General features: G+C 61.0%; 22 protein-coding genes. 3 read left to right on the top strand and 19 right to left on the bottom strand.

All coding sequences use genetic code 11. The annotated features are described in order from the left end of the window. Nucleotide 1 precedes the first annotated feature (1 nt). The 3 genes from recA to ACIPO9_RS22620 all read right to left on the bottom strand — a co-directional run bounded on the left by recA (nt 2) and on the right by ACIPO9_RS22620 (nt 1,892). The gene (gene recA, locus ACIPO9_RS22630) at nt 2–1,063 is read right to left on the bottom strand and encodes a recombinase RecA (RefSeq protein ID WP_274134455.1); all 1,062 of its coding nucleotides are present in this window, start codon (nt 1,061–1,063) and stop codon (nt 2–4) included. Nucleotides 1,064–1,148: 85 nt separating this feature from the next. Further along, entirely contained in the window at nt 1,149–1,649 is a 501-nt protein-coding gene (locus tag ACIPO9_RS22625) for a CinA family protein (RefSeq protein WP_400783613.1), read from the bottom strand. 102 nt (nt 1,650–1,751) lie between these two features. Further along, nucleotides 1,752–1,892, bottom strand: coding sequence for a hypothetical protein (locus ACIPO9_RS22620; RefSeq protein WP_274134458.1), 141 nt, complete (start codon nt 1,890–1,892; stop codon nt 1,752–1,754). A 260-nt stretch (nt 1,893–2,152) separates the two neighbouring features. Here ACIPO9_RS22620 and mutS point away from each other — a divergent pair, with 260 nt between their 5' ends. After that, nucleotides 2,153–4,720, top strand: a complete 2,568-nt coding sequence (gene mutS / locus ACIPO9_RS22615; protein ID WP_400783693.1) for a DNA mismatch repair protein MutS — start codon at nt 2,153–2,155, stop codon at nt 4,718–4,720. Between the two features lie 232 nt (nt 4,721–4,952). Further along, the gene (gene fdxA / locus ACIPO9_RS22610) at nt 4,953–5,276 is read left to right on the top strand and encodes a ferredoxin FdxA (protein ID WP_274133861.1); all 324 of its coding nucleotides are present in this window, start codon (nt 4,953–4,955) and stop codon (nt 5,274–5,276) included. A gap of 596 nt (nt 5,277–5,872) precedes the next feature. On the opposite strand, the gene rpoS is transcribed toward fdxA, so the two are convergent. The 8 genes from rpoS to ACIPO9_RS22570 form a co-directional block, all read right to left on the bottom strand. Beyond that, a complete protein-coding gene (rpoS, locus tag ACIPO9_RS22605; protein ID WP_081565880.1) occupies nt 5,873–6,877 on the bottom strand; it encodes an RNA polymerase sigma factor RpoS in 1,005 nt (334 codons plus the stop codon). A 104-nt stretch (nt 6,878–6,981) separates the two neighbouring features. Further along, nucleotides 6,982–7,878 (bottom strand): peptidoglycan DD-metalloendopeptidase family protein, encoded by an 897-nt coding sequence (locus ACIPO9_RS22600; protein ID WP_400610226.1) that lies wholly within the window; start codon nt 7,876–7,878, stop codon nt 6,982–6,984. A 191-nt stretch (nt 7,879–8,069) separates the two neighbouring features. After that, the gene (locus tag ACIPO9_RS22595) at nt 8,070–8,747 is read right to left on the bottom strand and encodes a protein-L-isoaspartate(D-aspartate) O-methyltransferase (protein ID WP_274133863.1); all 678 of its coding nucleotides are present in this window, start codon (nt 8,745–8,747) and stop codon (nt 8,070–8,072) included. Then, nucleotides 8,747–9,496, bottom strand: coding sequence for a 5'/3'-nucleotidase SurE (surE, locus tag ACIPO9_RS22590; protein ID WP_274133864.1), 750 nt, complete (start codon nt 9,494–9,496; stop codon nt 8,747–8,749). Before surE ends, ACIPO9_RS22595 begins: the two co-directional genes overlap by 1 nt. Continuing rightward, nucleotides 9,484–10,542 (bottom strand): tRNA pseudouridine(13) synthase TruD, encoded by a 1,059-nt coding sequence (gene truD, locus ACIPO9_RS22585; RefSeq protein ID WP_400783610.1) that lies wholly within the window; start codon nt 10,540–10,542, stop codon nt 9,484–9,486. Before truD ends, surE begins: the two co-directional genes overlap by 13 nt. Next, nucleotides 10,539–11,012 carry a 2-C-methyl-D-erythritol 2,4-cyclodiphosphate synthase gene (gene ispF / locus ACIPO9_RS22580; protein WP_274133866.1) on the bottom strand — a complete coding sequence of 158 codons (474 nt, stop codon included), beginning with the start codon at nt 11,010–11,012 and terminating at the stop codon, nt 10,539–10,541. The genes truD and ispF overlap by 4 nt, the downstream gene beginning before the upstream one ends. 208 nt (nt 11,013–11,220) lie before the next feature. Beyond that, nucleotides 11,221–12,066 carry an S-formylglutathione hydrolase gene (gene fghA / locus ACIPO9_RS22575; RefSeq protein ID WP_400783607.1) on the bottom strand — a complete coding sequence of 282 codons (846 nt, stop codon included), beginning with the start codon at nt 12,064–12,066 and terminating at the stop codon, nt 11,221–11,223. A gap of 96 nt (nt 12,067–12,162) precedes the next feature. Then, the gene (locus tag ACIPO9_RS22570; protein WP_274133868.1) at nt 12,163–13,275 is read right to left on the bottom strand and encodes an S-(hydroxymethyl)glutathione dehydrogenase/class III alcohol dehydrogenase; all 1,113 of its coding nucleotides are present in this window, start codon (nt 13,273–13,275) and stop codon (nt 12,163–12,165) included. Nucleotides 13,276–13,388: 113 nt separating this feature from the next. On the opposite strand from ACIPO9_RS22570, the gene ACIPO9_RS22565 reads away from it, so the two are divergent. After that, complete coding sequence (locus ACIPO9_RS22565; protein ID WP_274133869.1) at nt 13,389–14,282, top strand: LysR substrate-binding domain-containing protein; 894 nt, start codon at nt 13,389–13,391, stop codon at nt 14,280–14,282. A gap of 656 nt (nt 14,283–14,938) precedes the next feature. Here the strand turns inward: ACIPO9_RS22565 and ispD are convergent. From ispD to dnaE, 8 genes are all read right to left on the bottom strand, one after another. After that, nucleotides 14,939–15,649, bottom strand: a complete 711-nt coding sequence (gene ispD / locus ACIPO9_RS22560) for a 2-C-methyl-D-erythritol 4-phosphate cytidylyltransferase (RefSeq protein WP_400783604.1) — start codon at nt 15,647–15,649, stop codon at nt 14,939–14,941. A 10-nt stretch (nt 15,650–15,659) separates the two neighbouring features. Continuing rightward, entirely contained in the window at nt 15,660–15,938 is a 279-nt protein-coding gene (ftsB, locus tag ACIPO9_RS22555; RefSeq protein ID WP_331189073.1) for a cell division protein FtsB, read from the bottom strand. A gap of 157 nt (nt 15,939–16,095) precedes the next feature. Beyond that, nucleotides 16,096–17,382 (bottom strand): phosphopyruvate hydratase, encoded by a 1,287-nt coding sequence (eno, locus tag ACIPO9_RS22550; RefSeq protein ID WP_400610235.1) that lies wholly within the window; start codon nt 17,380–17,382, stop codon nt 16,096–16,098. Nucleotides 17,383–17,551: 169 nt separating this feature from the next. Further along, a complete protein-coding gene (gene kdsA / locus ACIPO9_RS22545) occupies nt 17,552–18,397 on the bottom strand; it encodes a 3-deoxy-8-phosphooctulonate synthase (RefSeq protein ID WP_400610237.1) in 846 nt (281 codons plus the stop codon). Between the two features lie 15 nt (nt 18,398–18,412). Further along, nucleotides 18,413–20,044: a CTP synthase gene (locus tag ACIPO9_RS22540; protein ID WP_274133874.1), complete on the bottom strand. Its 1,632-nt coding sequence runs from the start codon at nt 20,042–20,044 to the stop codon at nt 18,413–18,415. A 268-nt stretch (nt 20,045–20,312) separates the two neighbouring features. Further along, entirely contained in the window at nt 20,313–21,650 is a 1,338-nt protein-coding gene (tilS, locus tag ACIPO9_RS22535; RefSeq protein WP_400783601.1) for a tRNA lysidine(34) synthetase TilS, read from the bottom strand. 42 nt (nt 21,651–21,692) lie between these two features. Further along, on the bottom strand, nt 21,693–22,640 hold the full coding sequence (locus ACIPO9_RS22530; protein ID WP_274133876.1) for an acetyl-CoA carboxylase carboxyltransferase subunit alpha: 948 nt from the start codon (nt 22,638–22,640) through the stop codon (nt 21,693–21,695). Between the two features lie 143 nt (nt 22,641–22,783). Next, a complete protein-coding gene (gene dnaE / locus ACIPO9_RS22525; protein WP_274133877.1) occupies nt 22,784–26,305 on the bottom strand; it encodes a DNA polymerase III subunit alpha in 3,522 nt (1,173 codons plus the stop codon). Between the last annotated feature and the right edge of the window lie 32 nt (nt 26,306–26,337).

The following is a 26,337-nucleotide window of genomic DNA, read 5'->3' as shown; positions in this document are numbered from 1 at the left end:
ATCAGATGTCAGCGTCTTCGACTTCAGCGATGTCGTCTTCGGCAACGCGAGACGATTGGGCTTTGACGTCAGGCGCAGCAGTCAGCAGTTTTTCGCGGATTTGCTTCTCCAGGGTCGCACCGATTTCCGGGTTGTCCTGCAGGAACTTGGCCGAGTTGGCTTTACCCTGGCCGATCTTGTTGCCCTGGTAGCTGTACCAGGCGCCGGATTTTTCCAGCAGACCGTGCAGCACACCCAGATCGATGATTTCGCCGTTACGGTAGATGCCCTTGCCGTACAGGATCTGGAATTCAGCCTGACGGAAAGGAGGAGCTACCTTGTTCTTGACGACCTTGACGCGGGTTTCGCTGCCGACCACTTCGTCGCCATCCTTGACGGCGCCGGTGCGGCGGATGTCCAGACGAACCGAGGCGTAGAACTTCAGCGCGTTACCACCGGTGGTGGTTTCAGGGCTGCCGAACATCACGCCGATCTTCATGCGGATCTGGTTGATGAAGATGACCAGGCAGTTGGCGTTCTTGATGTTACCGGTGATTTTACGCAGCGCCTGAGACATCAGACGGGCTTGCAGGCCGACGTGCATGTCGCCCATTTCACCTTCGATTTCAGCTTTTGGCACCAGCGCGGCAACGGAGTCGACTACGATGACGTCGATGGCGTTGGAGCGCACCAGCATGTCGGTGATTTCCAGGGCCTGCTCACCGGTGTCCGGCTGCGAGACCAGCAGGTCGTCGACGTTGACGCCCAGCTTGCCGGCGTACTCCGGATCAAGCGCGTGTTCGGCGTCGACGAACGCACAGGTGGCGCCCATCTTCTGCGCTTCGGCAATGACCGACAGGGTCATGGTGGTTTTACCGGAAGACTCCGGGCCGTAGATTTCAACGATCCGGCCTTTTGGCAGACCGCCGATACCCAGTGCGATATCGAGACCCAGCGAACCGGTGGAGATAGCAGGAATAGCCTGACGGTCATGATCGCCCATGCGCATGACTGCGCCTTTGCCGAACTGACGCTCGATCTGACCCAAGGCCGCAGCCAAGGCTTTCTTCTTGTTGTCGTCCATTGAAGTCCTCTCGTAATCGGTTAGGCCTGATGGCCGATATAACTGTATAAGTGAACAGTATTATTCCACAGGGTTGAGCCCGCGCCTACCCCTGATTTGGTATTTCTGCCTGAGTGAGCTGGATCAGCCCCTCTAGAGCGGCCTTCACCGTTTGTCGGCGCACCTGATCGCGGTCACCGGCGAACTGAAAGCGTCGGGCAATCAGCTGCTCCCCAGCCCCCCAGCAGATCCACACCGTACCCACCGGTTTTTCCACTGACCCACCATCGGGACCGGCCACACCGCTGACCGCGACCGAGAACCGGGCGCTGCTGTTGTCCTGTGCGCCCCGGGCCATGGCCTGGACCACTTCCTGGCTGACCGCCCCGACCTGCTCGAACAGATCAGGCGCAACGCCCAACTGCCGGGTTTTCTGCTGGTTGGAATAAGTGACGTAGCCAGCCTGGAACCACGCCGAGCTGCCGGCAATGCGGGTGATGGCCTCGGCGATGCCCCCGCCGGTGCAGGATTCAGCGGTACTCACTTGCGCATGTACCTTTAACAGCTGCTGCCCAAGGGTGGCAGCCAGTTGAGTGATGTCATCCACAGCGATTCTCCGAATGTTCCGGGCAAGCGCCACACGCTACACGAGCGTGCCGGCAGTGCAAGACAGGACGCGACTGCCCGGCAACCGCGCCTGTCAGATGGTCTATGCGGGCTCCAGCGGAACGGGGCATTTCTTGGGTGGCTTGATGGTCTCGGTGACGGTTTCCCGCGGTCGCTGCCGGGCCTCTTCCAGGGTGATGAAGCGTCCGTTGGTGGCGTCCCGTGCGCGTTTGCGTTTTTTCATATGAAAGTCCTTTTTCATGCCGGTCCGGAATCGGACCGCAGCCCCCACATCCTAGACAGCTGCAGCGGCAAAATGTGGCCCCGGAAACGCGCCGTGACGAATAACCCGGACCTGCGAGCCACGAGCGTGCGTGATACCCTTGGCCCCATCGCAAAAGCAATCGGATCTGGCGTCGACCCACGTAGGTGGAGTTCCACGCCACGCGCTCCATTTGCCCCAATCTTCCAACGAATTTGCCTAAATAACTGATGAATAAAGCAATTTCCGATCTCTCGTCGCACACACCCATGATGCAGCAATACTGGAAGCTGAAGAACCAGCATCCAGACCAGTTGATGTTCTATCGCATGGGTGACTTCTACGAGATTTTCTACGAAGACGCCAAGAAAGCCGCCAAGCTGCTGGACATCACCCTGACCGCCCGCGGGCAGTCGGCCGGGCAAAGCATCCCGATGTGCGGCATTCCCTACCACGCCGCCGAAGGCTACCTGGCCAAGCTGGTCAAGCTGGGCGAATCCGTGGTGATCTGCGAGCAGATTGGCGACCCGGCGACCAGCAAGGGCCCGGTCGAACGTCAGGTGGTGCGCATCATCACCCCAGGTACCGTGAGCGACGAAGCGCTGATGGACGAGCGCCGCGACAACCTGATCGCCGCCGTGCTGGGTGACGAGCGCCTGTTCGGCCTGGCCGTGCTGGACATCACCAGTGGCAATTTCACCGTTCAGGAAATCAAGGGCTGGGAAAACCTGCTGGCCGAGCTTGAGCGCATCAACCCGGTCGAGCTGTTGATCCCGGACGACTGGCCACAAGGGCTGCCTGCCGAGAAACGCCGCGGCTCGCGCCGTCGCGCACCATGGGATTTCGAGCGGGATTCGGCACACAAGAGCCTGTGCCAACAGTTCTCCACCCAGGACCTCAAAGGCTTCGGGTGCGAGACCCTGACGCTTGCAATCGGCGCCGCCGGCTGCCTGCTGAGCTACGCCAAGGAAACCCAGCGCACCGCCCTGCCCCATTTGCGCAGCCTGCGCCACGAGCGCATGGACGATACGGTCATCCTCGACGGCGCCAGCCGCCGCAACCTGGAGCTGGATACCAACCTGGCAGGCGGGCGCGACAACACCTTGCAGTCGGTGATGGACCGTTGCCAGACCGCCATGGCCACCCGCCTGCTGACCCGCTGGCTGAACCGCCCGTTGCGCGACCTCAAGGTGTTGCAGGCACGTCAGGAATCGATCGGCTGCTTCCTGGAGCGCTACCGGTTCGAACAGCTGCAACCGCAGCTCAAGGAAATCGGCGACCTGGAGCGCATCCTGGCGCGTATCGGCCTGCGCAATGCGCGTCCGCGCGACCTTGCCCGCCTGCGCGACGCTCTGGCGGCGCTGCCCGAGCTGCAACTGGCGCTGGCCGAACTGGAAGCCCCGCACATCCAGCAACTGGCAGTGACCACCAGCACCTACCCGGAACTGGCGGACCTGCTGCAACGGGCGATCATCGACAACCCGCCGGCGGTGATCCGTGACGGCGGTGTACTGAAGACCGGTTACGACGCCGAGCTGGACGAACTCCTGTCACTGAGTGAAAACGCCGGCCAGTTCCTGATCGACCTGGAAGCCCGCGAGAAAGCCCGCACCGGCCTTGCCAACCTCAAGGTCGGCTACAACCGGGTTCACGGCTACTTCATCGAATTGCCGAGCAAGCAGGCCGAACAGGCGCCGGCCGACTACATCCGTCGCCAGACACTCAAGGGTGCCGAGCGCTTCATCACCCCTGAGCTAAAAGAGTTCGAAGACAAGGCCCTCTCCGCGAAGAGCCGCGCCCTGGCTCGGGAAAAAATGCTTTACGAAGCATTGCTCGAAGACCTGATCGGCCACTTGGCGCCGCTGCAGGACACCGCCGCCGCGCTGGCTGAACTGGACGTGTTGAGCAACCTGGCCGAGCGTGCCCTGAACCTGGACCTCAATTGCCCACGCTTCACCGACGAGCCGTGCATGCGCATCGAGCAGGGCCGCCATCCGGTGGTCGAGCAGGTGTTGTCGACGCCTTTCGTGGCCAACGATCTGGACCTGCACGACAACACCCGCATGCTGGTGATTACCGGCCCGAACATGGGCGGTAAATCCACCTACATGCGCCAGACGGCGCTGATCGTGCTGCTGGCCCACATCGGCAGCTTCGTACCGGCGGCCAGCTGCGAGCTGTCGCTGGTGGACCGCATTTTCACCCGCATCGGCTCAAGCGATGACCTGGCGGGCGGGCGCTCGACCTTCATGGTGGAAATGAGCGAAACGGCGAACATCCTGCACAACGCCACCGACAAAAGCCTGGTGCTGATGGACGAAGTGGGCCGCGGCACCAGTACCTTCGATGGTCTGTCGCTGGCCTGGGCTGCGGCAGAATGTCTCGCCCAGTTGCGCGCCTACACCCTCTTTGCAACGCACTATTTCGAGCTGACCGTGCTGCCGGAAAGCGAGCCGCTGGTGGCCAACGTGCACCTCAATGCCACCGAGCACAACGAGCGGATCGTCTTCCTGCACCGCGTGCTGCCTGGGCCGGCCAGCCAGAGCTACGGCCTGGCCGTGGCCCAGTTGGCGGGGGTTCCAGGCAAGGTCATCAGCCGAGCCAAGGAGCATCTGCAGCGTCTGGAAACCACCAGCCTGCCCCACGAGCAGCCCAAGCCCAAGCCTGGAAAAGCGCCGGCGCCGCAGCAGGCGGACATGTTCGCCAGCCTGCCGCACCCGGTGCTCGAGGAGCTGTCGAAGCTGAAAATCGACGACATGACGCCGCGCCAAGCTATCGAATGGTTATATGGACTGCAAAACCGGATCTAACGGTGTTCGTTACAAGCTGTTAGAATCCCGCGCGGTTTGGGAACGGTACGGCCAGCAGCCGTGCCGTAAGACATCCGAGCCGCGTTCGAACACCGCCGAACCAAAGCCACGCCTGCATGCCCTGTCGGCATGGGGCTGCGCTGGCGATGTTCAGAATGGCCCGGGACCGTTCCCGACCGAGCAACCCTGACGTGAGGGGCTCTGCTGCCGCCGCCTGAGGAGAGAATTAGAAATGACCTTCGTCGTCACCGACAACTGCATCAAGTGCAAATACACCGACTGCGTAGAAGTCTGTCCGGTGGACTGCTTCTACGAAGGCCCGAACTTCCTGGTGATTCACCCGGATGAGTGCATCGACTGCGCTCTGTGCGAGCCTGAATGCCCTGCCGTAGCGATCTTCTCGGAAGACGAGATCCCGGCCGGCATGGAAAACTTCATCGAGCTGAACGCCGAGCTGGCGGATGTCTGGCCTAACGTCACCGAGCGCAAGGATCCGCTGCCGGATGCTGCGGAGTGGGATGGCAAGCCAGGCAAGATCGAGCATCTGGAGCGCTAAGCCCGGTGCGACACCAGAAAAGACCCTGCGGGGTCTTTTTTGCGTTCAGGGGCCAGAGAAAACCTGGACGTCCTTTTGCGAGGGCACTTTCCTGCAGGCGAAAAAAAGGGGCGGTTTGACCCGCCCACATTTTTTCCGTAATTCCATTTAATCCTTTGTCATCATCCTGATGAATCGCATCCTGCGATGTCCCTGAGCAGTCTTCCTTGACCGCCTGTGCCAATCCGTCGGCACAGGTCTGATATTAGTGATTTAACGATACAGAGCAACCACCCTGATTTTTCAAAAGTATTCATGAACACATAATCAACAAAAATAAACAGCAGGGAAATCAGCGACCTGTATAATTCCACTCATAATTAAAAGGCGTGTGCGCACTTGAAATAGTGCAATATCTGACAAGTCACGTAAGAAATCGCTTACAACTAAAGTAATAGATCCCTACAGATTCACTTCACACCGGATAAACATTCCTGTAGTCCGGATTAACCAATTGTTCATCGTTGTCACATCATTTCATCACATAAAAAAAGCCCCGACTGTTCGGGGCTTTTATTTGATGCTAGTTCGCCATCAACTTGCGCGAACTGCTTGTTTCACTGAAACAATGACTCACTCGACAAGCCGTTCTTCTCGAGGATTTCACGCAGGCGCTTGAGGCCCTCGACCTGAATCTGGCGAACCCTTTCACGGGTCAGGCCGATCTCCAGGCCCACATCCTCCAACGTGCTGCTTTCGTGGCCGCGCAAGCCGAAGCGGCGCACCACCACCTCGCGCTGCTTGTCGGTCAGCTCCGAGAGCCACTGGTCGATGCTCTGGGACAGATCGTCGTCCTGAAGCAGCTCGCAGGGGTCTGTAGGGCGGTCGTCGGTCAAGGTGTCGAGCAGGGTCTTGTCCGAATCCGGCCCCAGGGACACGTCAACGGAGGATACCCGCTCATTCAGGCCGAGCATGCGCTTGACCTCACCGACCGGCTTCTCGAGCAGGTTGGCGATCTCTTCGGGTGAAGGTTCGTGATCGAGCTTCTGGGTCAGTTCCCGCGCAGCGCGCAGGTAGACGTTGAGCTCCTTGACCACATGAATCGGCAGGCGGATGGTCCGCGTCTGATTCATGATCGCGCGTTCGATGGTCTGACGGATCCACCAGGTCGCGTAGGTAGAGAACCGGAAACCGCGCTCCGGATCAAATTTTTCGACCGCCCGAATCAGGCCAAGGTTGCCCTCTTCGATCAGGTCCAGCAATGACAGGCCACGATTGACGTAGCGTCTGGCGATCTTGACCACCAGGCGCAGATTGCTTTCAATCATGCGCTTGCGCCCGGCCGGATCGCCGCTTTGCGACAGACGCGCAAAGTGGACCTCCTCCTCCGGGGAAAGCAAGGGTGAAAAGCCGATTTCATTGAGGTACAGCTGCGTGGCATCCAGTGCCCGCGTGTAGTCGATGTACTTGTGCTGCTTGAGTGCTGCGGAGTTTTTGGTCTTCGCACGAACAGAAGGTGTAGCTGGCTTCTCATCCGTTGCAGAATCCAGGACGATCCCGTGCTCCATCAGGAGAACCTCGTCGTCTATGTCAAACTCCGGCACTTCTTTGTTGAGAGCCATTGTTATAGTCCTTTGATGAGTTCGACCTCAAGCTCCAGTGGCGCCTTTTTCCCTGGCATCACGTGAGCCTGTCCCCTCTACGGCAGGAACAGGCTGGTAACCGATCAACGACGCGGCAAAAATTCAAGTGGATCGACTGGCTTGCCCTGACGGCGAATCTCGAAATGGAGCTTCACCCGATCAGTCCCCGTTGACCCCATCTCGGCAATTGTCTGCCCTGCCTTGACCTGTTGCCCCTCCCGAACCAACAGCCTACGGTTGTGACCGTAAGCACTGACGTAGGTATCGCTGTGTTTGATGATTACTAACTCGCCGTAGCCCCGTAATCCACTTCCGGCGTACACCACTGAACCATCAGACGCGGCTAAAACAGGCTGTCCCAAATCACCCGCGATATCAATTCCTTTATTCAAACTACCGTTTGAAGAAAATTTGGCGATCAAAACACCACTAGTTGGCCAGGCCCAGCCGCTCGGCGAACGCGCGCCAGCAACTACGGGTGTATTGACCGGTGCGGTCACCGCTGGCGGCGTGGTAGTGGAAGTGCTACCTGAAGTTGCACCTACAGGGCGTGTAATGACCGTGGTCTTGATTGAACCCGATGGCGAATTTGTGGTGTTCGATGTACTCGGTGCAATCACCACAGGCGCAGTTGCAACGGCCGTGGAGTTTGAACTCGAACGGCCGTCGAAGCGGATCGCCTGGCCGACGTGAATGGTGTAGGGCTCCGGAATGTTGTTGCGCGCTGCCAGGGCTTTCCAGTCCCAGCCGTAGCGGAAGGCGATGGAGAACAGCGTGTCACCACGCTTGACGACGTACTGGCCCGTGGTGACCGGCTGACGGGTGGGCGCAGAAGGCTTGCCGTCGTTGCGATCGACGACGCGCACGCCGCCCGATGGCGAGCTGGAGCAGCCAGCCAGAAGGAAACTCAGGGCAATGCCAGTCACCAGACGTTGAAAACATGTTGAAGACATACGCTGCCGAATGACTGTGAGACTCACCCGCCACTCCCTTTACCGGTGACTGAATTAAAGCTGCCTATTGTGTCTTGGTGATGACTGGCAGCCATGGAAAAACTGGTTACGACATTTGTGCACAACGGCCAGCAGCGTTCGGGCAGACCCTCCTCGCAAACAGCCAGCCTGTAGACAGGCGGCGCGTTGCGGAATTCATTGCAGCTGCAAAACAGTCTTTACGCCAGCGGCCCGTTTAGCAGCGGCACGAAACGCACGGCCCCCAGCACATGGCGGGAGAATCCGTGCTCTTCGCGGATGATCAGCATCAGTTGCTGCACCTCGCCCGCCCCGACCGGAATCACCAGGCGTCCGCCGGGTGCCAACTGGTCCAGCAGCGCTTGCGGTACATCGGTGGCCACCGCCGTGACGATGATGCCGTTGTACGGCGCCAGCGCCGGCCAGCCTTCCCAGCCGTCGCCCCAGCGAAACACCATGTTGCGCAGGTTCAGCTCCTGCAGGCGCTCCTTGGCGCGATCCTGCAGCACCTTGATCCGCTCGACCGAGAACACCCGCTCCACCAGTTGCGCCAGCACGGCGGTCTGGTAGCCGGACCCCGTGCCGATCTCCAGCACCTTGTCCAGCGGCCCCGCCGCCAGCAGCAGCTCGCTCATGCGGGCCACCATGTACGGCTGGGAAATGGTCTGGTTATTGCCGATCGGCAGCGCCGTGTCTTCATAGGCACGGTGGGCCAGGGCTTCGTCGACGAACAGATGCCGGGGCGTCTTGCGAATCACCTCCAGCACCTGGGTGTTGGCGATGCCTTCTTCGTACAGACGCTGGATCAGGCGCTCGCGGGTTCGCTGCGAGGTGAATCCCACACCCCGGCGTAACAGATCATCTTGCTCACGCGACATCAGGCCATGCCCTCCAGCCAAGTGTTCAGGCTGTTGAAACCGTCCTGATAGGTCCGATCCAGCTGCAACGGCGTAATCGATACATAACCTTGCATCACGGCATGAAAGTCCGTGCCTGGCCCGCCATCCTCGACATCCCCGGCAGCGGCAATCCAGTAACCGGCCTTGCCACGGGGATCGACCACCTGCACGGGGGCGGCAGCGCGCGTGCGATGCCCCAGGCGGGTCAACTGGATGCCGCGCACATGGTCCAGCGGCAGGTTCGGAATATTCACGTTCAATACGGTACGCGGTGGAAGATCGAGCTTGTCGTGAGCTTCGACCAGAAGCCGGGCGTAATGCGCGGCGGTTGCCAGGTTATCGACCTGGCGGGACAAAAATGAAAACGCAAACGAGGGCCGCTGCAGAAAACGCCCCTCCAGCGCTGCAGCGACAGTGCCGGAATACAGCACGTCATCGCCCAGGTTGGCGCCCAGGTTGATGCCGGAGACCACCATGTCGGGCTCCTGCTCCAGCAGGCCGTGGATCCCCAGGTGCACGCAATCGGTCGGCGTGCCGTTCAGGCTGATGAAGCCGTTGTCCAGAACGATGGGGTGCAGCGGCCTGTCGAGGGTCAGCGAACTGCTGGCACCGCTCTTGTCTTGATCGGGAGCGATGACCGCGCACTCGGCATAGCCCGCCAGCGCACCGTAGAGCGCAGCCAGTCCGGGTGCCGTGACCCCGTCATCATTTGAAATCAGAATACGCATGAGCTGTCCGTCTGTCCTGCGGGCGCCAGATCGACGAGTTCACGCACCAAGGCGGTGGCGAAGCATCCGGCCGGCAGGACGAATTCCAGTTGCAGAATGTCAGGCTCGGGATAATGCCACGTCAACCGCCCGATGGGCAGTCGCAGGATGCGACGTTCGTGCTCCATTCCGGCTTTTATCAACCAGTTACACAGCGATGACTCGCGCTGGGCGACGCTGTTTTCAAGCTCGACGGTGGCCCCGGCTGCCGGAGAATCGCCTTCGCCCCACTGGGGACCTGTGGGGTGCAGGTCCAGGATGGCCAGGCGCGGATCGCTGCATTCGGCTTCGCCCGCCGGGAAGAAACTGCGGCTGTCGGTGAATGCCAGCAGATCCCCGACCTGCGCGCGCTGCCAACTGCCATCGGCGACCCGGGCCGCCAGCACCTGATTGAACAGGTAGCTGCGCGCCGTGGAGAGCAGCCGCGAACGTACATTGCGTTGTTCAGGCAATGCCTGGCGTTCAGCGTAGTGGCGGGCTTCGCCGACGTTGCCGCCCTCGTAGCCGAAGCGCTGGGCACCGAAATAATTGGGAATGCCGGCAGCCTTGATCGCTTCCAGGCGTTGATCCAGCGCGGCCTTGTCGGCCTGCAACTGCGTCAGGCGCAGGGTGAAACCGTTGGCCGCATGGGCGCCGCGCTGCAGCTTGCGCTTGTGGCGCTTGCTGTCGAGGATCTTCAGGGTGTCGTTCTCGGCCGCCGACATGTCCGGATCGGCCTTGCCGGGCAGCTGAATGCTGAACCACTGGCGCGTCAGGGCCTGGCGATCTTTGAGGCCGGCGTAGGCGACGGTGCGCAGCGGCACGCCTGCGGCCTTGGCCAGCCGACGGGCTGCTTCCTCGGTGTTCAGGCCGCGTTTCTCAACCCACAGCCACAGGTGCTCGCCGTCGCCGGACAGTGGAATGTCCAGCACTTCGTCCACTTGAAAATCTTCGGCGGTGGCCTTGAGTACCGCAGTGCCCAGCGCATCGCCATAGGCCCGCGGGCCCAGCAGTTCGAATTCGGTCATTGGGCGATCAACAACGCCACGGCGTGAACCGCGATGCCTTCTTCACGGCCGGTAAAACCCAGCTTCTCGGTGGTGGTGGCCTTGACGTTGACCTGGTCGAGTTCGACCTGCAGGTCTTCGGCGATCAAAGCGCGCATGGTGTCGATATGCGGTGCCATCTTGGGCGCCTGGGCGACGATGGTGGCGTCGACGTTGCCGACTTTCCAGCCCTTGGCCTGCACCTGCTTCAAGACGTGACGCAGCAGCACGCGGCTGTCGGCGCCCTTGAATTGCGGATCGGTGTCCGGGAAATGCTTGCCGATATCACCCAGGGCGGCGGCGCCCAGCAGGGCATCGCTCAAAGCATGCAGCAGGACATCGCCATCGGAATGAGCGAGCAGCCCGAACTTGTGCGCAATACGCACCCCACCCAAGGTAATGAAATCGCCCTCAGCGAAACGGTGCACATCGTAGCCGTGGCCAATACGCATAAAAAAACGCCCTGAAAAAGTCAGGGCGTGATTCTACCTATTTTGTCGGACATTAGGGCGTCCGACTGACTGAACACCGCGTGCTGCGGCGCAGCAATATCCCGTAGCAGTCCGGCTTGCCGGCGGGGACAGACTTGATTGCGCCACCGCCGGCAAGCCGGACTGCTACGTAGAGCACGCCATCAGACCAAGGTGTTGCATTACCTCGTCAACTCGCCAGTGCTTGCGCGTGGTGACGCAGGTGATCCTCGATGAAGCTGGCGATGAAGTAATAGCTGTGGTCGTAGCCTGGCTGCATGCGCAGTTCCAGCGGATGGCCCGCCGCCTTTGCCGCCTGCACCAGTGCCTCGGGCTTGAGCTGGTTGGCAAGGAAGTCGTCACGATCGCCCTGATCCACCAGCAACGGCAGGCGCTCGGCTGCATCGGCGATCAGCACGCTGGCATCCCATTCGCGCCAGCGCGAGCGGTCTTCGCCCAAATAGCGGGAAAAGGCCTTCTGCCCCCAGGGGCAATCCATCGGGTTGGTGATCGGCGAGAATGCCGACACCGATTTGTAGCGCCCCGGATTGCGCAACGCACACACCAGCGCACCGTGCCCGCCCATCGAATGGCCGCTGATGCTGCGTTTGTCGGAAGCCGGAAAATGCGCCTCGATCAGGTTCGGCAGCTCGCTGACCACATAGTCGTACATGCGGTAGTGGCGCGCCCAGGGTTGTTGGGTGGCGTTCAGGTAGAAACCGGCGCCCAGGCCGAAATCATAGGCGCTGTCCGGGTCGTCCGGCACGTCGGCGCCGCGAGGACTGGTGTCCGGTGCGACGATGATGATCCCAAGCTCGGCGGCGATGCGCAGGGCACCGGCCTTCTGCATGAAATTCTCGTCGGTGCAGGTCAGGCCCGACAGCCAGTACACCACCGGCAGCTTGCCGCCCTGCTCGGCCTGAGGCGGCAGATAGACCGCGAACACCATGTCGCAGCCCAGCACGTCGGAATGGTGTTTGTAACGTTTATGCCAGCCGCCGAAGCTTTTCTGGCACGAGATGTTTTCCAGACTCATAGGTCGTTCCTCCCAGCCGCAAGCTTCAAGCCGTCAGCTACAAGTCGGCAGCGGCGCGCCTTCTTGCAGCTTGCGGCTCGTGGCTTGTCGCTGCTTTTAGAAGTGGATGACCGAACGAATGCTTTTGCCTTCGTGCATCAGGTCGAATGCTTCGTTGATCTTGTCCAAGCCCATGGTGTGGGTGATGAAGGTGTCCAGCGGGATTTCGCCGGTCTGGGATTTTTCAACGTAGCTTGGCAGTTCGGTGCGGCCCTTCACGCCGCCGAACGCCGAACCGCGCCAGACGCGACCGGTCACCAGCTGGAATGGACGGGTGGCGATTTCCTGGCCAGACGGCGCGACGCCGATGATGACCGATTCGCCCCAGCCTTTATGGCAGCATTCCAGCGCGGCGCGCATCAGTTGTACGTTGCCGATGCACTCGAAGCTGTAGTCCACGCCGCCGTCGGTCATTTCGACGATCACGTCCTGAATCGGCTTGCTGTGCTCTTTCGGGTTGATGAAGTCGGTAGCGCCCAACTCACGGGCCACGTCGAACTTGGCCGGGTTGATGTCAATGGCGATGATGCGCGAGGCCTTGGCCATTTTCGCGCCGATGATCGCCGCAAGACCAATGCCGCCCAGGCCGAAGATCGCCACGGTGGCGCCCTCTTCCACCTTGGCGGTGTTCAGTACTGCGCCGATACCGGTGGTCACGCCGCAGCCCAGCAGGCAGACCTTCTCCAGCGGCGCTTCCTTGGGGATTTTCGCCAGGGAAATTTCCGGCACCACGGTGTACTCCGAGAACGTCGAGCAACCCATGTAGTGGTAGACCGGCTGGCCGTTGTAGCTGAAACGGGTGGTGCCATCGGGCATCAGGCCCTTGCCTTGGGTGGCGCGGACTTTCTGGCACAGGTTGGTCTTGCCGGATTTGCAGAATTTGCACTCGCGGCATTCGGCGGTGTACAGCGGGATCACGTGGTCGCCCACGGCCAGGGAGGTGACGCCCTCGCCCACCGCCTCGACGATACCGCCACCTTCGTGACCGAGGATGCACGGGAACACGCCTTCGGAGTCCGCACCGGACAGGGTGTAGGCGTCGGTGTGGCAAACGCCGGATGCGACGGTACGAATCAAGACCTCACCGGCTTTCGGCGCCTCGACGTCCACTTCGACAATTTGCAGAGGCTCGTTTGGCGCGAAGGCTACGGCTGCACGTGACTTGATCATCAATCTTCTCCAGCGGGTTTAAAAAAGGATAAACAGACCAGGAGTGTAAAGCAGTGCCGTTTGATGAATAATCAGGACAAAAGCAAAACATTAATGCTGTACAGGGATAATCGATGTACACCAATCGCTGGGATGGGCTGGATGAATTCGTCGCGGTGGCCGAATGTGGGCAGTTCACCGCGGCCGCCGAACGCATGGGGGTGTCGTCGTCCCACATCAGTCGGCAGATCGCGCGCCTTGAAGAACGACTGCAGACCCGCTTGCTGTACCGAAGCACGCGCAAGGTGGCGCTGACCGAAGCTGGCCAGACGTTCCTGCATCATTGCCAGCGTCTGCAGGATGGACGTGAGGAGGCACTGCGCGCAGTGGGCGATCTGACCAGCGAACCCAAGGGCCTGCTGAGGATGACCTGCGCGGTGGCATACGGCGAGCGCTTTATCGCGCCGCTGGTGACCCGGTTCATGGATGAGTACCCGCAATTGCGCGTGGACATCGAGCTGACCAACAACACCCTGGACCTGGTGCATGAAGGGATGGACCTGGCGATTCGCCTGGGCCGCTTGCAGGAATCGCGAATGGTCGCCACCCGCCTGGCTCCCCGGCGCATGTACCTGTGCGCGTCGCCCTCGTATCTGGAGCGCTATGGCCGGCCTCACAGCTTGTCGGAATTGAACCGGCATAACTGCCTTATAGGCAGTTCGGACAGTTGGCTGCTGCAGCAGAACGGCAAGGAGTTCTCCCAGCGCGTCCACGGAAACTGGCGCTGCAACAGTGGGCAAGCGGTACTGGATGCGGCGCTACAGGGGGTAGGGTTGTGTCAGCTGCCGGATTATTACGTGCTTGAACATTTGAAAAGCGGCGCATTGATCTCGTTGCTCGATGCCCACCAGCCTCCCAATACCGCAGTGTGGGCGCTGTACCCGCAGCAACGGCATCTGTCGCCCAAGGTCAGGAAGCTGGTGGATTATCTGAAGACAGGGTTGGCGTTGCGGGATGAGTACCGGTAGCAGCCGGGCTTGCCCGCGGGGTTTGGGGTGAACCCAGATGCCGCGAACTCGCCCGGGCCCTGTAGGAGCGCGCTTGCCCGCGATGGCGGGGTGTCAGACGCAACATTTGTCACAGGCGAATCGCAGTCGCGGGCAAGCGCGCTCCTAGAGGTTGGGGGGCAGGTAGATACCGAGAACTGGCCCCGACTCTTGTAGGAGTGAGCTTGCTCGCGATGGCGGCGTGTCAGGCACCGTGATGGCGAATGACTCACCGCAATCGCGAGCAAGCTCACTCCTACAGGATCGCCTGCACTCGTCCAACCAACGCTTGAATTTACCGCAGTGCAGATAACTGCCGTTACCGTACCAGCCGGCCTTGCCCGCGGGGTTTGGGGTGAACCCAGATGCCGCGAACTCGCCCCCGGCCCTGTAGGAGCGCGCTTGCCCGCGATGGCGGCGGGTCAGGCGCAACATTTGTCACAGGCGAATCGCAGTCGCGGGCAAGCGCGCTCCTACAGAATCGCCTGCACTCGTCCAACCAACGGTTGAATTTACCGGAGTGCAGATAACTGCCGTTACCGTAGCAGCCGGGCTTGCCCGCGATGGCGGGGTGTCAGGCGCAACATTTGTCACAGGCGAATCGCAGTCGCGGGCAAGCGCGCTTCTGCGGAACTGCATCAGCGGTTGAATTCACCGCGGCGCTGGCGCAGCCATTCGAGGTCTTCGGGGCGGGTGACTTTGATGTTGTCGGCGCGGCCTTCGATCAGGCGGGGGGATTGGCCGGCCCATTCGATGGCCGAGGCTTCATCGGTGATCGAGACGTTCGATACCAGGCTGTCGGCGAGTGCCCGGTGCAACGCGCCCAACCTGAACATCTGCGGCGTATACGCCTGCCAGATCAGGCTGCGATCAACCGTTTCAGTAACCCGGCCATTGGCATCGGCGCGTTTGAGGGTGTCCTTGGCCGGTACCGCGAGCAAGCCGCCCACAGGATCGTGCGCCAACTCACCCAGCAGGTTGTCCAGGTCGGACCGCGCCAGGTTCGGGCGCGCGGCGTCATGCACCAACACCCAGTCATTGTCATCGGCGCCATTGGCGTGCAGGTGCAACAGTGCATTGAGCACCGAGTCCGCACGCTCCTTGCCACCGGCGACCCGCTGAATGCGTGAGTCCAGTGCACAGGGCAAGGTGGGCCAGTAAGGATCATCCACAGCAAGGCTTACCACCATCCCTTGGAGCTGGGGATGATCGAGAAAGCAAAGCAGGCTGTGTTCAAGAATTGTGAGGCCGCCCAGTTGCAGGTATTGCTTGGGACGGTCTGCCGCCATGCGTGCACCAATGCCCGCTGCGGGAATCACTGCCCAGAAGGCAGGAAGAGATTGAGTCATTTACAGGAGGTCACTGTGCCAACTGATAAAGGGTCTCGCCGTCCTTGACCATGCCCAGTTCATGACGGGCACGTTCTTCAACGGTTTCCAGGCCTTTTTTCAACTCAAGCACTTCGGCGTCCAGAACCCGGTTGCGCTCGAGCAACACATCGTTTTCGGCATGCTGATCGGCGATTTGCTGGGTCAGACTGGCCACCTGCGCAAGGCTGCCATTACCCACCCACAGGCGATACTGCAGGCCAGCGAGCAGCAAGAGCAGAACGAGGAACAACCAGTTAGGACTGCGCATTGTGAATATCTGTTACCCGGTGGAGAAAGACAGCAAAACCGACCATTTCAAATGCCCAAGAGCCCGGTGGTCACCGGGCTCGTGGATCAGGACGTCAGGATAAATCGCTTTTGACGATTTGCCCTACAGCGCCTGCTGCCTTTTTACCATCTAACTATCAGCCGCGAAACTCGCCGCGACCACGGTATACAGCTTTGGCGCCCAATTGCTCTTCGATACGCAGCAGTTGGTTGTACTTGGAGATGCGATCGGAACGGCTCAGGGAACCGGTCTTGATCTGGCCAGCCGAGGTGCCCACGGCGAGGTCCGCGATGGTCGAATCTTCGGTTTCGCCGGAGCGGTGCGAGATCACGGCGGTGTAACCGGCGGCCTTGGCCATCTGGATGGCTTCCAGGGTTTCGGTCAGGGTGCCGATCTGGTTGAACTTGATCAGGATCGAGTTACCGATTTTCTTCTCGATACCTTCTTTCAGGATCTTGGTGTTGGTCACGAACAGGTCGTCGCCCACCAGCTGGATCTTGTCGCCGATCTTGTCGGTCAGGACTTTCCAGCCATCCCAGTCGGACTCGTCCAGACCGTCTTCGATGGAGATGATCGGGTGCTTGCTGACCAGATCGGCCAGGTAGTCGGCGAAACCGGCGGAGTCGTACTCGCCTTCTTCGCTCAGCACGTACTTGCCGTTCTTGTAGAACTCGCTGGCTGCGCAGTCCAGGGCCAGGGTCACGTCGGTGCCCAGCTTGTAGCCGGCGTTTTTCACGGCTTCGGCGATGGCGTCCAGGGCTTCGGCGTTGGAGTTCAGGTTCGGTGCGAAACCGCCTTCATCACCCACGGCAGTGTTCAGGCCACGGGCCTTCAGGACAGCCTTGAGGTGGTGGAAAATCTCGGTGCCCCAGCGCAGGCCTTCGGAGAAGGTCTTGGCGCCGACTGGCTGAACCATGAATTCCTGGATGTCGATGTTGTTGTCGGCGTGCTCGCCACCGTTGATGATGTTCATCATCGGGACCGGCATGGTGTACTCGCCCGGCGTGCCGTTCAGGTTGGCGATGTGCGCGTACAGCGGCAGGTCCTGATCCTGTGCAGCGGCCTTGGCGGCGGCCAGGGACACGGCGAGGATGGCGTTGGCGCCCAGGCTTGCCTTGTTCTCGGTACCGTCGAGCTTGATCATCGCGTGATCCAGCGCTTTCTGGTCAACCGGGTCCTTGCCCAGCAGCAGGTCGCGGATCGGGCCATTGATGTTGGCCACAGCCTTCAGAACGCCCTTGCCCATGTAACGGCTCTTGTCGCCATCACGCAGCTCAAGTGCTTCACGCGAGCCGGTGGAAGCACCGGACGGCGCGCAGGCACTGCCGATGATGCCGTTGTCGAGGAGCACATCTGCTTCCACGGTGGGATTGCCACGGGAGTCGAGAACTTCACGACCTTTGATGTCGACGATTTTTGCCATTGTTGTTAACACTCCAAGATTGACGAAAACGACGCAGCTGGGAAAAGCGACTGGCGTCTCGGAGCACTAGACAGCGGGCAGGCCCGAGACGACAGAAATTCCCGACCCGTTGGTCGGGAATGAAACGAGCGGCACTGTACCGGAGGTGACGGTGCCGCAGAAGCGGATTTTAAGCCGTTTCGATGGTCGGGAACGCCTTGACCAGGTCATCAAGGGCCTTGAGCTGGGTCAGGAACGGCTCAAGCTTCTCAAGACGCAGGGCACACGGGCCGTCGCATTTGGCGTTGTCCGGATCCGGATGCGCCTCCAGGAACAGGCCCGCCAGGCCCTGGCTGATGCCGGCCTTGGCCAGGTCAGTCACCTGGGCACGACGACCACCGGCAGAATCCGAACGACCGCCCGGCATCTGCAAGGCGTGGGTCACGTCGAAGAATACCGGGTATTCGAAAGCCTTCATGATGCCGAAGCCGAGCATGTCCACCACGAGGTTGTTGTAGCCGAAGCTCGAACCACGTTCGCACAGGATCAACTGATCGTTACCGGCTTCTTCGCACTTGTTCAGGATGTGTTTCATTTCCTGAGGCGCTAGGAACTGGGCCTTCTTGATGTTGATCACGGCGCCGGTTTTCGCCATCGCCACGACCAGGTCGGTCTGGCGCGACAGGAAGGCCGGCAACTGGATGATGTCGCAGACTTCAGCCACGGCAGCAGCCTGATGCGGTTCATGCACGTCAGTGATCACGGGCACGCCGAAGGTGCTCTTGATCTCTTCGAAAATGCGCATGCCCGCTTCCAGGCCCGGACCGCGATAGGAGGTCACGGAAGAACGGTTGGCCTTGTCGAAGCTGGCCTTGAACACGTAGGGGATACCGAGTTTCTCGGTAACCCGCACGTACTCTTCGCAGACTTGCATGGCCATGTCCCGCGACTCCAGGACATTCATGCCACCGAACAAGACCATGGGCTTGTCGTTGGCGATGTCAATGGAGCCCACGCGGATGATTTTCTGTGCCATGTAATGAATTCCCTATCAGGCGTTCTTCTGGTGTTGAGCGAGCGCTGCCTTGACGAAGCCACTGAACAGCGGGTGACCGTCACGAGGCGTGGAGGTGAACTCCGGGTGGAACTGGCAGGCCACGAACCATGGATGATCCTTGGACTCGACCACTTCGACCAGCGCGCCGTCACCGGAACGACCGGAAATCTTGAGGCCCGCATCGATCAGTTGCGGCAGCAGCTTGTTGTTCACTTCGTAGCGATGACGATGGCGCTCGACGATGGTGTCGTTGCCATAGCAGTCGTGCACCAGGGAACCCGGCTCCAGCAGGCATTCCTGCGCGCCCAGGCGCATGGTGCCGCCCAGGTCGGACGCTTCGGTACGGGTTTCGACGGCGCCGGTGGAGTCTTCCCACTCGGTGATCAGGCCCACCACAGGATGCGCGCTGGTACGGTCGAATTCGGTGGAGTTGGCGTCTTTCCAGCCCAGCACGTTACGTGCGAACTCGATGACCGCCACCTGCATGCCCAGGCAGATACCCAGGTAAGGCACCTTGTTTTCGCGAGCGAACTGAACGGCGGTGATCTTGCCTTCCACGCCGCGCAGACCGAAGCCGCCCGGTACCAGGATCGCGTCCACGCCTTCCAGCAGGCCGGTGCCCTGATTCTCGATGTCTTCGGAATCGATGTAGCGCAGGTTGACCTTGGTGCGGTTGGTGATGCCGGCGTGGCTCATCGCTTCGATCAGCGACTTGTACGCATCCAGCAGCTCCATGTACTTGCCGACCATGGCGATGGTGACTTCGTGCTCGGGGTTGAGCTTGGCATCGACGACCTTGTCCCACTCGGACAGGTCGGCGCCGCCGCATTGCAGGCCGAAACGCTCGACCACGAAATCGTCCAGGCCTTGCGAGTGCAGGATGCCCGGGATCTTGTAGATGGTATCGGCGTCTTCCAGACCGATCACCGCACGTTCTTCAACGTTGGTGAACTGGGCGATCTTGCGGCGCGACGACACGTCGATCGGGTGGTCGGAGCGGCAGACCAGGACGTCTGGCTGCAGGCCGATGGAGCGCAGTTCCTTGACCGAGTGCTGGGTAGGCTTGGTCTTGGTTTCGCCTGCGGTGGCGATGTACGGAACCAGCGTCAGGTGCATCAGCATCGCGCGCTTGGAGCCGACTTCGAAACGCAGCTGGCGAATGGCCTCCAGGAACGGTTGCGATTCGATGTCACCCACGGTGCCACCGATTTCCACCAGGGCCACGTCGGCATCGCCGGCGCCCTTGATGATGCGACGCTTGATTTCGTCGGTGATGTGCGGGATCACCTGAATGGTCGCGCCCAGATAATCACCACGGCGCTCTTTGCGCAGGACGTGTTCGTACACACGGCCCGTGGTGAAGTTGTTGTTCTGGGTCATGGTGGTGCGAATGAAACGCTCGTAGTGACCCAGGTCCAGGTCGGTCTCGGCGCCGTCATGGGTGACGAACACTTCACCGTGCTGGAACGGGCTCATGGTGCCCGGGTCGACGTTGATGTAGGGGTCCAGCTTGAGCATGGTGACCTTAAGTCCCCTCGCCTCCAGGATGGCCGCCAATGAAGCCGAGGCAATGCCTTTCCCCAATGAAGAAACAACACCGCCCGTGACGAAGATGTAGCGCGTCATGAAAAACCCTAGAAGTCTGCGTTAAAGCGGTCAGAGCCGCCGGGGAAAGCGAAGGAAGGCCGAAGCCCCCGATGACCTGCGTGTTTCACAGTGCATTTCTGAAATTGCCGCGCTGATAGCGACTGGCCGGATACGGACCTGTCCATTGCTCGCCATATTTTGAGAATCGCCCAGTAAAGACTGGCTGGTAATCGGCAACTTGTGTCGTCCCGGAAGGATCGACATAAGCTGTATCAAGAAGGGAGCGTAGTCTACCGGAAACCAGCTCTCATCTCAAACGGTGGTCGTTCGTCGGTGGCTGCCAGTGCAAACGCCAGTCGCCACGGGGGTCCGCGTCCAGTCCCGGAAGGTTGGCGACCGCCAGTAACTGCTCGCCCCGGTACAAAAGCGGCAATCGGCCGCGCAGGAACACCGGCACGCGTTTCTCGTTGAGCAGACGCTTGAGATCGCGCCTGCCGCGCTCGGGCACATCGAGTACTTCCCCGCCGCGCCGGTAATGCACGTGCAGGCCGCCACGGGGAATTTCCCCCAGCAGGTGCAACATGCCGTTGCCGGGCAGTGTCAGGGGCTGCGAGGCCATGGACCAGTGTTGGGAGCCGGCCACATCCTTGAGCCAGATACCCGACAGCCACCAGATCCTGCCTTCGGCGCGGTGCAACTGGCCGTCAGCCAGGCGCCAGATCGGCCGCCCGTCGGGGCCTGCGTCGCGCAGTGAGTTCCAGCCCGCCCAGTGATCGGTGTCCGGCAGGCGCGTCAGCGGTGTCAGCCAGTGCCGCAGGGCATTGCGCTGACGGGCCTCGGACAGGCCCTCCAGTGGCGCCAGCTCCAGCGACGGCAAGTCCAGCCAGGGCCAGGTGCACGGGGTTTGCGCTGTCGCCAGATCCTGGACTGCCAATTCGTCGAGCAAGCCCTGGGCTTCGGCCAGATGCGCGGCGCTGCGGGTCATGCTGACAACCGCCTGGGGCCAGCGCGTAACCAGCATCGGCATGACGTGGCTGCGCAGGTAATTGCGCGAGAAACGGCTGTCCTGGTTGCTGGGATCTTCGATCCAGCTCAGGCCTTCCTCCTGCGCATAGGCTTCGAGCACGGCGCGCGGCTCATCCAGCAGCGGGCGAAACAATGTCCCCCTGCCCAGTGGACGATGGCCAGGCATCGCCGCCAGCCCTCGAACCCCGGCGCCACGCAGCAGCCTGAACATCAGGGTTTCGGCCTGGTCATCGCGGTGTTGCGCGGTCAGCAGCACCTCGCCGTCCTGCATCACCCCTTCCAGCGCGGCGTAGCGGGCCTCGCGGGCGGCCTGTTCGAGGCTGGCGCCGGGCCGGACCTGAACATCGAGCACCTGAAAAGGCACTCCCAGAATCTGACACATCTGACGGCAATGTCCCGGCCACGACGCAGCAACGGCCTGCAAGCCGTGATGGACATGGACAGCGGTCAAGGGAGGCAAGGCGTGCTGGCGGGCGAGATCGGCCAGCAGGTGCAACAGGACGGTGGAATCGAGTCCACCCGAGAAGGCAATTCGCCAAGCGACTGCGCCACGCCAGGGTTCCAGGCGCGGTAGCAATCGTTTGGCGAGTTGTTTTCTGATGCAGTCCGGCTTGCTCATGGTTGAACCTTCAAGCTGGCCGGACTGTGGGAGCCGCGTCGGTTATACGCCGTAGCTCATCAGACGCTCGTAACGACGAGCCAGCAGTTCATCGTTGTTGAACTTCTTGAGCATCGCCAGCTGGCTGCTCAAGGCTTCGCGGATCGAAGCGGACGCGCCGGCCGGGTCGCGGTGCGCGCCGCCCAGAGGTTCGCCAATCACTTTGTCGACAATGCCCAGGCCCTTGAGGCGCTCGGCGGTGATGCCCATCGCTTCGGCAGCGTCGGGCGCCTTCTCGGCGGTTTTCCACAGAATCGATGCGCAGCCTTCCGGCGAGATCACCGCGTAAGTGGAGTATTGCAGCATGTTCAGCTGATCGCACACACCAATGGCCAATGCACCGCCCGAACCGCCTTCACCGATCACGGTCGCGATGATCGGGGTCTTCAGGCGCGCCATGACACGCAGGTTCCAGGCAATCGCTTCGCTCTGGTTGCGCTCTTCGGCGTCGATGCCCGGGTATGCACCCGGGGTGTCGATAAAGGTCAGGATCGGCATCTTGAAGCGCTCGGCCATTTCCATCAGGCGGCACGCCTTGCGGTAGCCTTCAGGGCGCGGCATGCCGAAGTTGCGGCGAACCTTCTCGCGCACATCGCGGCCCTTCTGATGACCGATCACCATCACCGGCTTGTCGTCCAGGCGAGCGATACCGCCCACGATGGCCGCGTCGTCGGAGAAGTGACGGTCGCCGTGCAGCTCGTCGAACTCGGTAAAGATGTGTTCGATGTAGTCCAGGGTGTACGGACGGCGTGGATGACGCGCCATGCGCGCGATCTGCCAGCTGGTCAGATTGCCGAAAATGCTTTCGGTGAGCGTCTTGCTCTTATCTTGCAGTCGAGAGATTTCATCGCCGATGTTCAGCGAGTTGTCATTGCCTACCAGACGCAGCTCTTCAATCTTGGCTTGCAGGTCAGCAATCGGCTGTTCGAAATCCAGAAAATTCGGGTTCATAGGCATCCGTCTTGGGTCGACGGCCAAGAGGCCGGCCGGTTGATCCGTAAGCGCCATACCTTAATGGAACTGGCGCTGTCCGGTCGAGTTTAAAAAATGTCGGGCTTGAAAGCGTCGAGTCAAAAAAATCTCATGATCAGCTTCTAGCGATACTGCAGGAAGACGTTCTCACGTCCGAACTGGTCACGCAGGGCCTGAATCAGGCTGTCTGCGGGATCGATTCGCCACGCTTCGCCAAACTGCAACAAGGCGCGGGCCTCCTGCCCTGTGTAATCGAGCGTGATCGGACACGCTCCCCGGTGCTTCTTGCACAGGTCACCCAGCCAGCGCAGGCGATCACCCTTGAGTGCCTCGCTGCGCACGGTCAGGCGCAAACTTTCGGCAAGGCCGGTGCGCGCTTCCTCAAGGCTCATGACGCGCTTGGCACGCAAGCGCAGGCCACCTGAGAAGTCATCGGAACTGACCTCGCCCTCGACCACCACCATCGCGTCGGTCTGCAACAGCGACTGCGCGGCCTGGAACGAATCGGCGAACAGCGAGGCTTCGATACGCCCGGAACGGTCGTCCAGGGTGATGAAGCCCATCTTGTCGCCCTTTTTGTTCTTCATTACCCGCAGCGCGATGATCAGCCCGGCAACGGTCTGGGTATCGCGTGCAGGCTTGAGATCGACGATGCGCTGGCGAGCGAACCGACGGATCTCGCCTTCGTACTCATCGATCGGGTGCCCGGTCAGGTACAGCCCCAGGGTTTCCTTCTCGCCACGCAGGCGCTCTTTGAGAGTGACCTCCTTGGCACCGCGATGGTTCGCATAAACATCGGCATCGGGTTCGTCGAACAGCCCGCCAAACAGGTCGCTGTGGCCGCTGTCATGACTGCGTGCGGTCTGCTCGGCGGCCTGGATCGCCTCTTCCAGAGCGGCCAGCAGCACGCCACGGTTGCGGTCGATGTTGGCGTGATACTGCTTGGGTTCGTCATAGAAAAACGGACCAAGACGGTCCAGCGCGCCGCTGCTGATCAGACCGCCCAGGGTGCGCTTGTTGACCCGCTTGAGGTCGATGCGCGCACAGAAATCGAACAGGTCCTTGAACGGGCCCGCCTGACGCGCCTCGGTGATGGCTTCCACCGGGCCTTCGCCCACGCCCTTGATCGCGCCCAGGCCATACACGATGCGGCCGTCGTCGTTCACCGTGAACTTGAACTCGGAGTTGTTCACGTCCGGTGCGTCCAGGCGCAGCTTCATGGTGCGCACTTCCTCGATCAAGGTCACGACCTTGTCGGTGTTGTGCATGTCCGCCGAGAGCACCGCGGCCATGAACGGCGCCGGGTAGTGCCGCTTGAGCCAGGCAGTCTGGTAGGACACCAGGCCATAGGCGGCAGAGTGGGATTTGTTGAAACCGTAACCGGCGAATTTCTCCACCAGGTCGAAAATGTTACCGGCAAGGTCCGGGTCGATATTGTTGGTCTTGCAGCCTTCGATGAAACCGCCGCGCTGCTTGGCCATCTCCTCGGGCTTTTTCTTGCCCATCGCCCGGCGCAGCATGTCTGCCTCGCCGAGGGTGTAGCCGGCCATCACCTGGGCAATCTGCATCACCTGTTCCTGATACAGGATGATGCCGTAGGTCGGCAGCAGTACGGGCTTGAGGCCTTCGTACTGGTAATCGACGTGCGGGTACGAGAGCTCCGCGCGACCGTGCTTGCGGTTGATGAAGTCGTCCACCATGCCCGATTGCAGCGGACCCGGGCGGAACAGCGCCACCAGTGCGATGAGGTCTTCCAGGCAGTCGGGCTTGAGCTTCTTGATCAGCTCCTTCATGCCGCGGGATTCAAGCTGGAACACCGCCGTGGTTTCGGCTTTCTGCAGCAGGTCGTAGGTCGGCGCGTCATCGAGGGGGATGAAAGCGATGTCCAGCGGCTCCTCGCCCACTTTGGCGCGGTCGCGGTTGATGGTCTTCATCGCCCAGTCGATGATGGTCAGGGTCCGCAGGCCCAGGAAGTCGAACTTCACAAGCCCGGCCGCCTCGACGTCGTCCTTGTCGTACTGGGTCACCAGGCCGCTGCCTTCCTCGTCGCAATAGATGGCGGCGAAGTCGGTCAGCTTGGTCGGCGCGATCACCACACCACCGGCGTGCTTGCCGACGTTTCGCACAACGCCTTCGAGCTTGCGGGCCATCTCCCAGATTTCGGCGCCTTCTTCGTCGGTCTTGAGGAAGTCGCGCAGGATTTCTTCCTGCTCGTAGGCCTTCTCAAGGGTCATGCCGACTTCGAACGGAATCATCTTCGACAGGCGATCGGCCAGGCCGAAGGACTTGCCCTGGGCCCGCGCCACGTCACGCACCACAGCCTTGGCGGCCATGGAACCGAAGGTGATGATCTGGCTGACCGCATTACGCCCGTACTTGTCGGCCACGTATTCGATCACCCGGTCGCGGCCGTCCATGCAGAAGTCGACGTCGAAGTCGGGCATGGAAACCCGCTCGGGGTTCAGGAAGCGTTCGAACAGCAGGTCATATTCCAGCGGGTCGAGGTCGGTGATCTTCTGCACATAGGCCACCAGGGACCCGGCACCCGATCCACGGCCAGGGCCGACCGGCACGCCGTTGTTCTTGGCCCACTGGATGAAGTCCATAACGATCAGGAAGTAACCGGGGAAACCCATCTGGATGATGATATCCAGCTCGAAATTCAGCCGGTCAACGTATTCCTGGCGCTTGGCTTCGTAGTTGGGCGTGGTGTCTTTCGGCCACAGTACGGCGAGGCGCTCTTCAAGGCCCTCGAACGAGACCTTGCGGAAATATTCGTCGATGGTCAGGCCATCGGGAATCGGGAAGTTGGGCAGGAAGTGAGTGCCCAGCTTGACCTCAATGTTGCAGCGCTTGGCAATCTCGACGGTGTTCTGCAACGCATCGGGCAGGTCGCTGAACAGCTCGGCCATTTCCTCGGCGCTTTTAAGGTACTGCTGATCGCTGTAGTTGTGCGAGCGGCGCGGGTCGTCCAGCGCCCGGCCTTCACCGATGCACACACGGGTTTCGTGGGCTTCGAAATCTTCCTGCTTGAGGAAGCGCACATCGTTGGTCGCCACCAGCGGCGCGCCATGACGCTCGGCCAGGGCAACCGCCGCGTGCAGGTGTTCTTCGTCGTTGATGCGGTTGGTGCGCTGGATCTCGACATAGAAACGGTCGGGAAAAACCGCCATCCATTCCTTGAGCAGCACGTCGGCCTCGGCCGGATTGCCCCCCAGCAGCGCCATGCCGATCTCGCCTTCTTTGGCGGCCGACAGGGCGATCAGTCCTTCGCTGGCTTCGGCCACCCACTCGCGCTCGATGACCACCATGCCATTGCGCTGGCCGGTCATGAAACCTCGTGAAATCAATTCGGTGAGGTTCAGGTAGCCCTTGGGGTTCATCACCAACAGGCTCATGCGGCTCAACGGCGCATCGCGATCACGCCCGGCCAGCCAGATGTCGGCACCACAGATCGGCTTGATCCCGGCGCCCATGGCGCTCTTGTAGAACTTGACCAGCGAGCACAGGTTGTTCTGGTCGGTCACCGCCACCGCAGGCATGTTCATGGCCGTCAGCGCCTTGGCCAGCGGTTTGACCCGGACCAGACCGTCGACCAGCGAGTATTCGGTGTGCAGGCGTAGATGAACGAAAGAAGCCGGCATAGTGGAGGTGATTCCTATGGCGCACAGAAAAC

This window comes from Pseudomonas sp. NPDC090203 (assembly GCF_044746765.1).
In the GTDB taxonomy this organism is placed as follows: Bacteria; Pseudomonadota; Gammaproteobacteria; order Pseudomonadales; family Pseudomonadaceae; genus Aquipseudomonas; species Aquipseudomonas putida_AD.
This window is presented reverse-complemented; position numbering and strand designations above follow the sequence as displayed.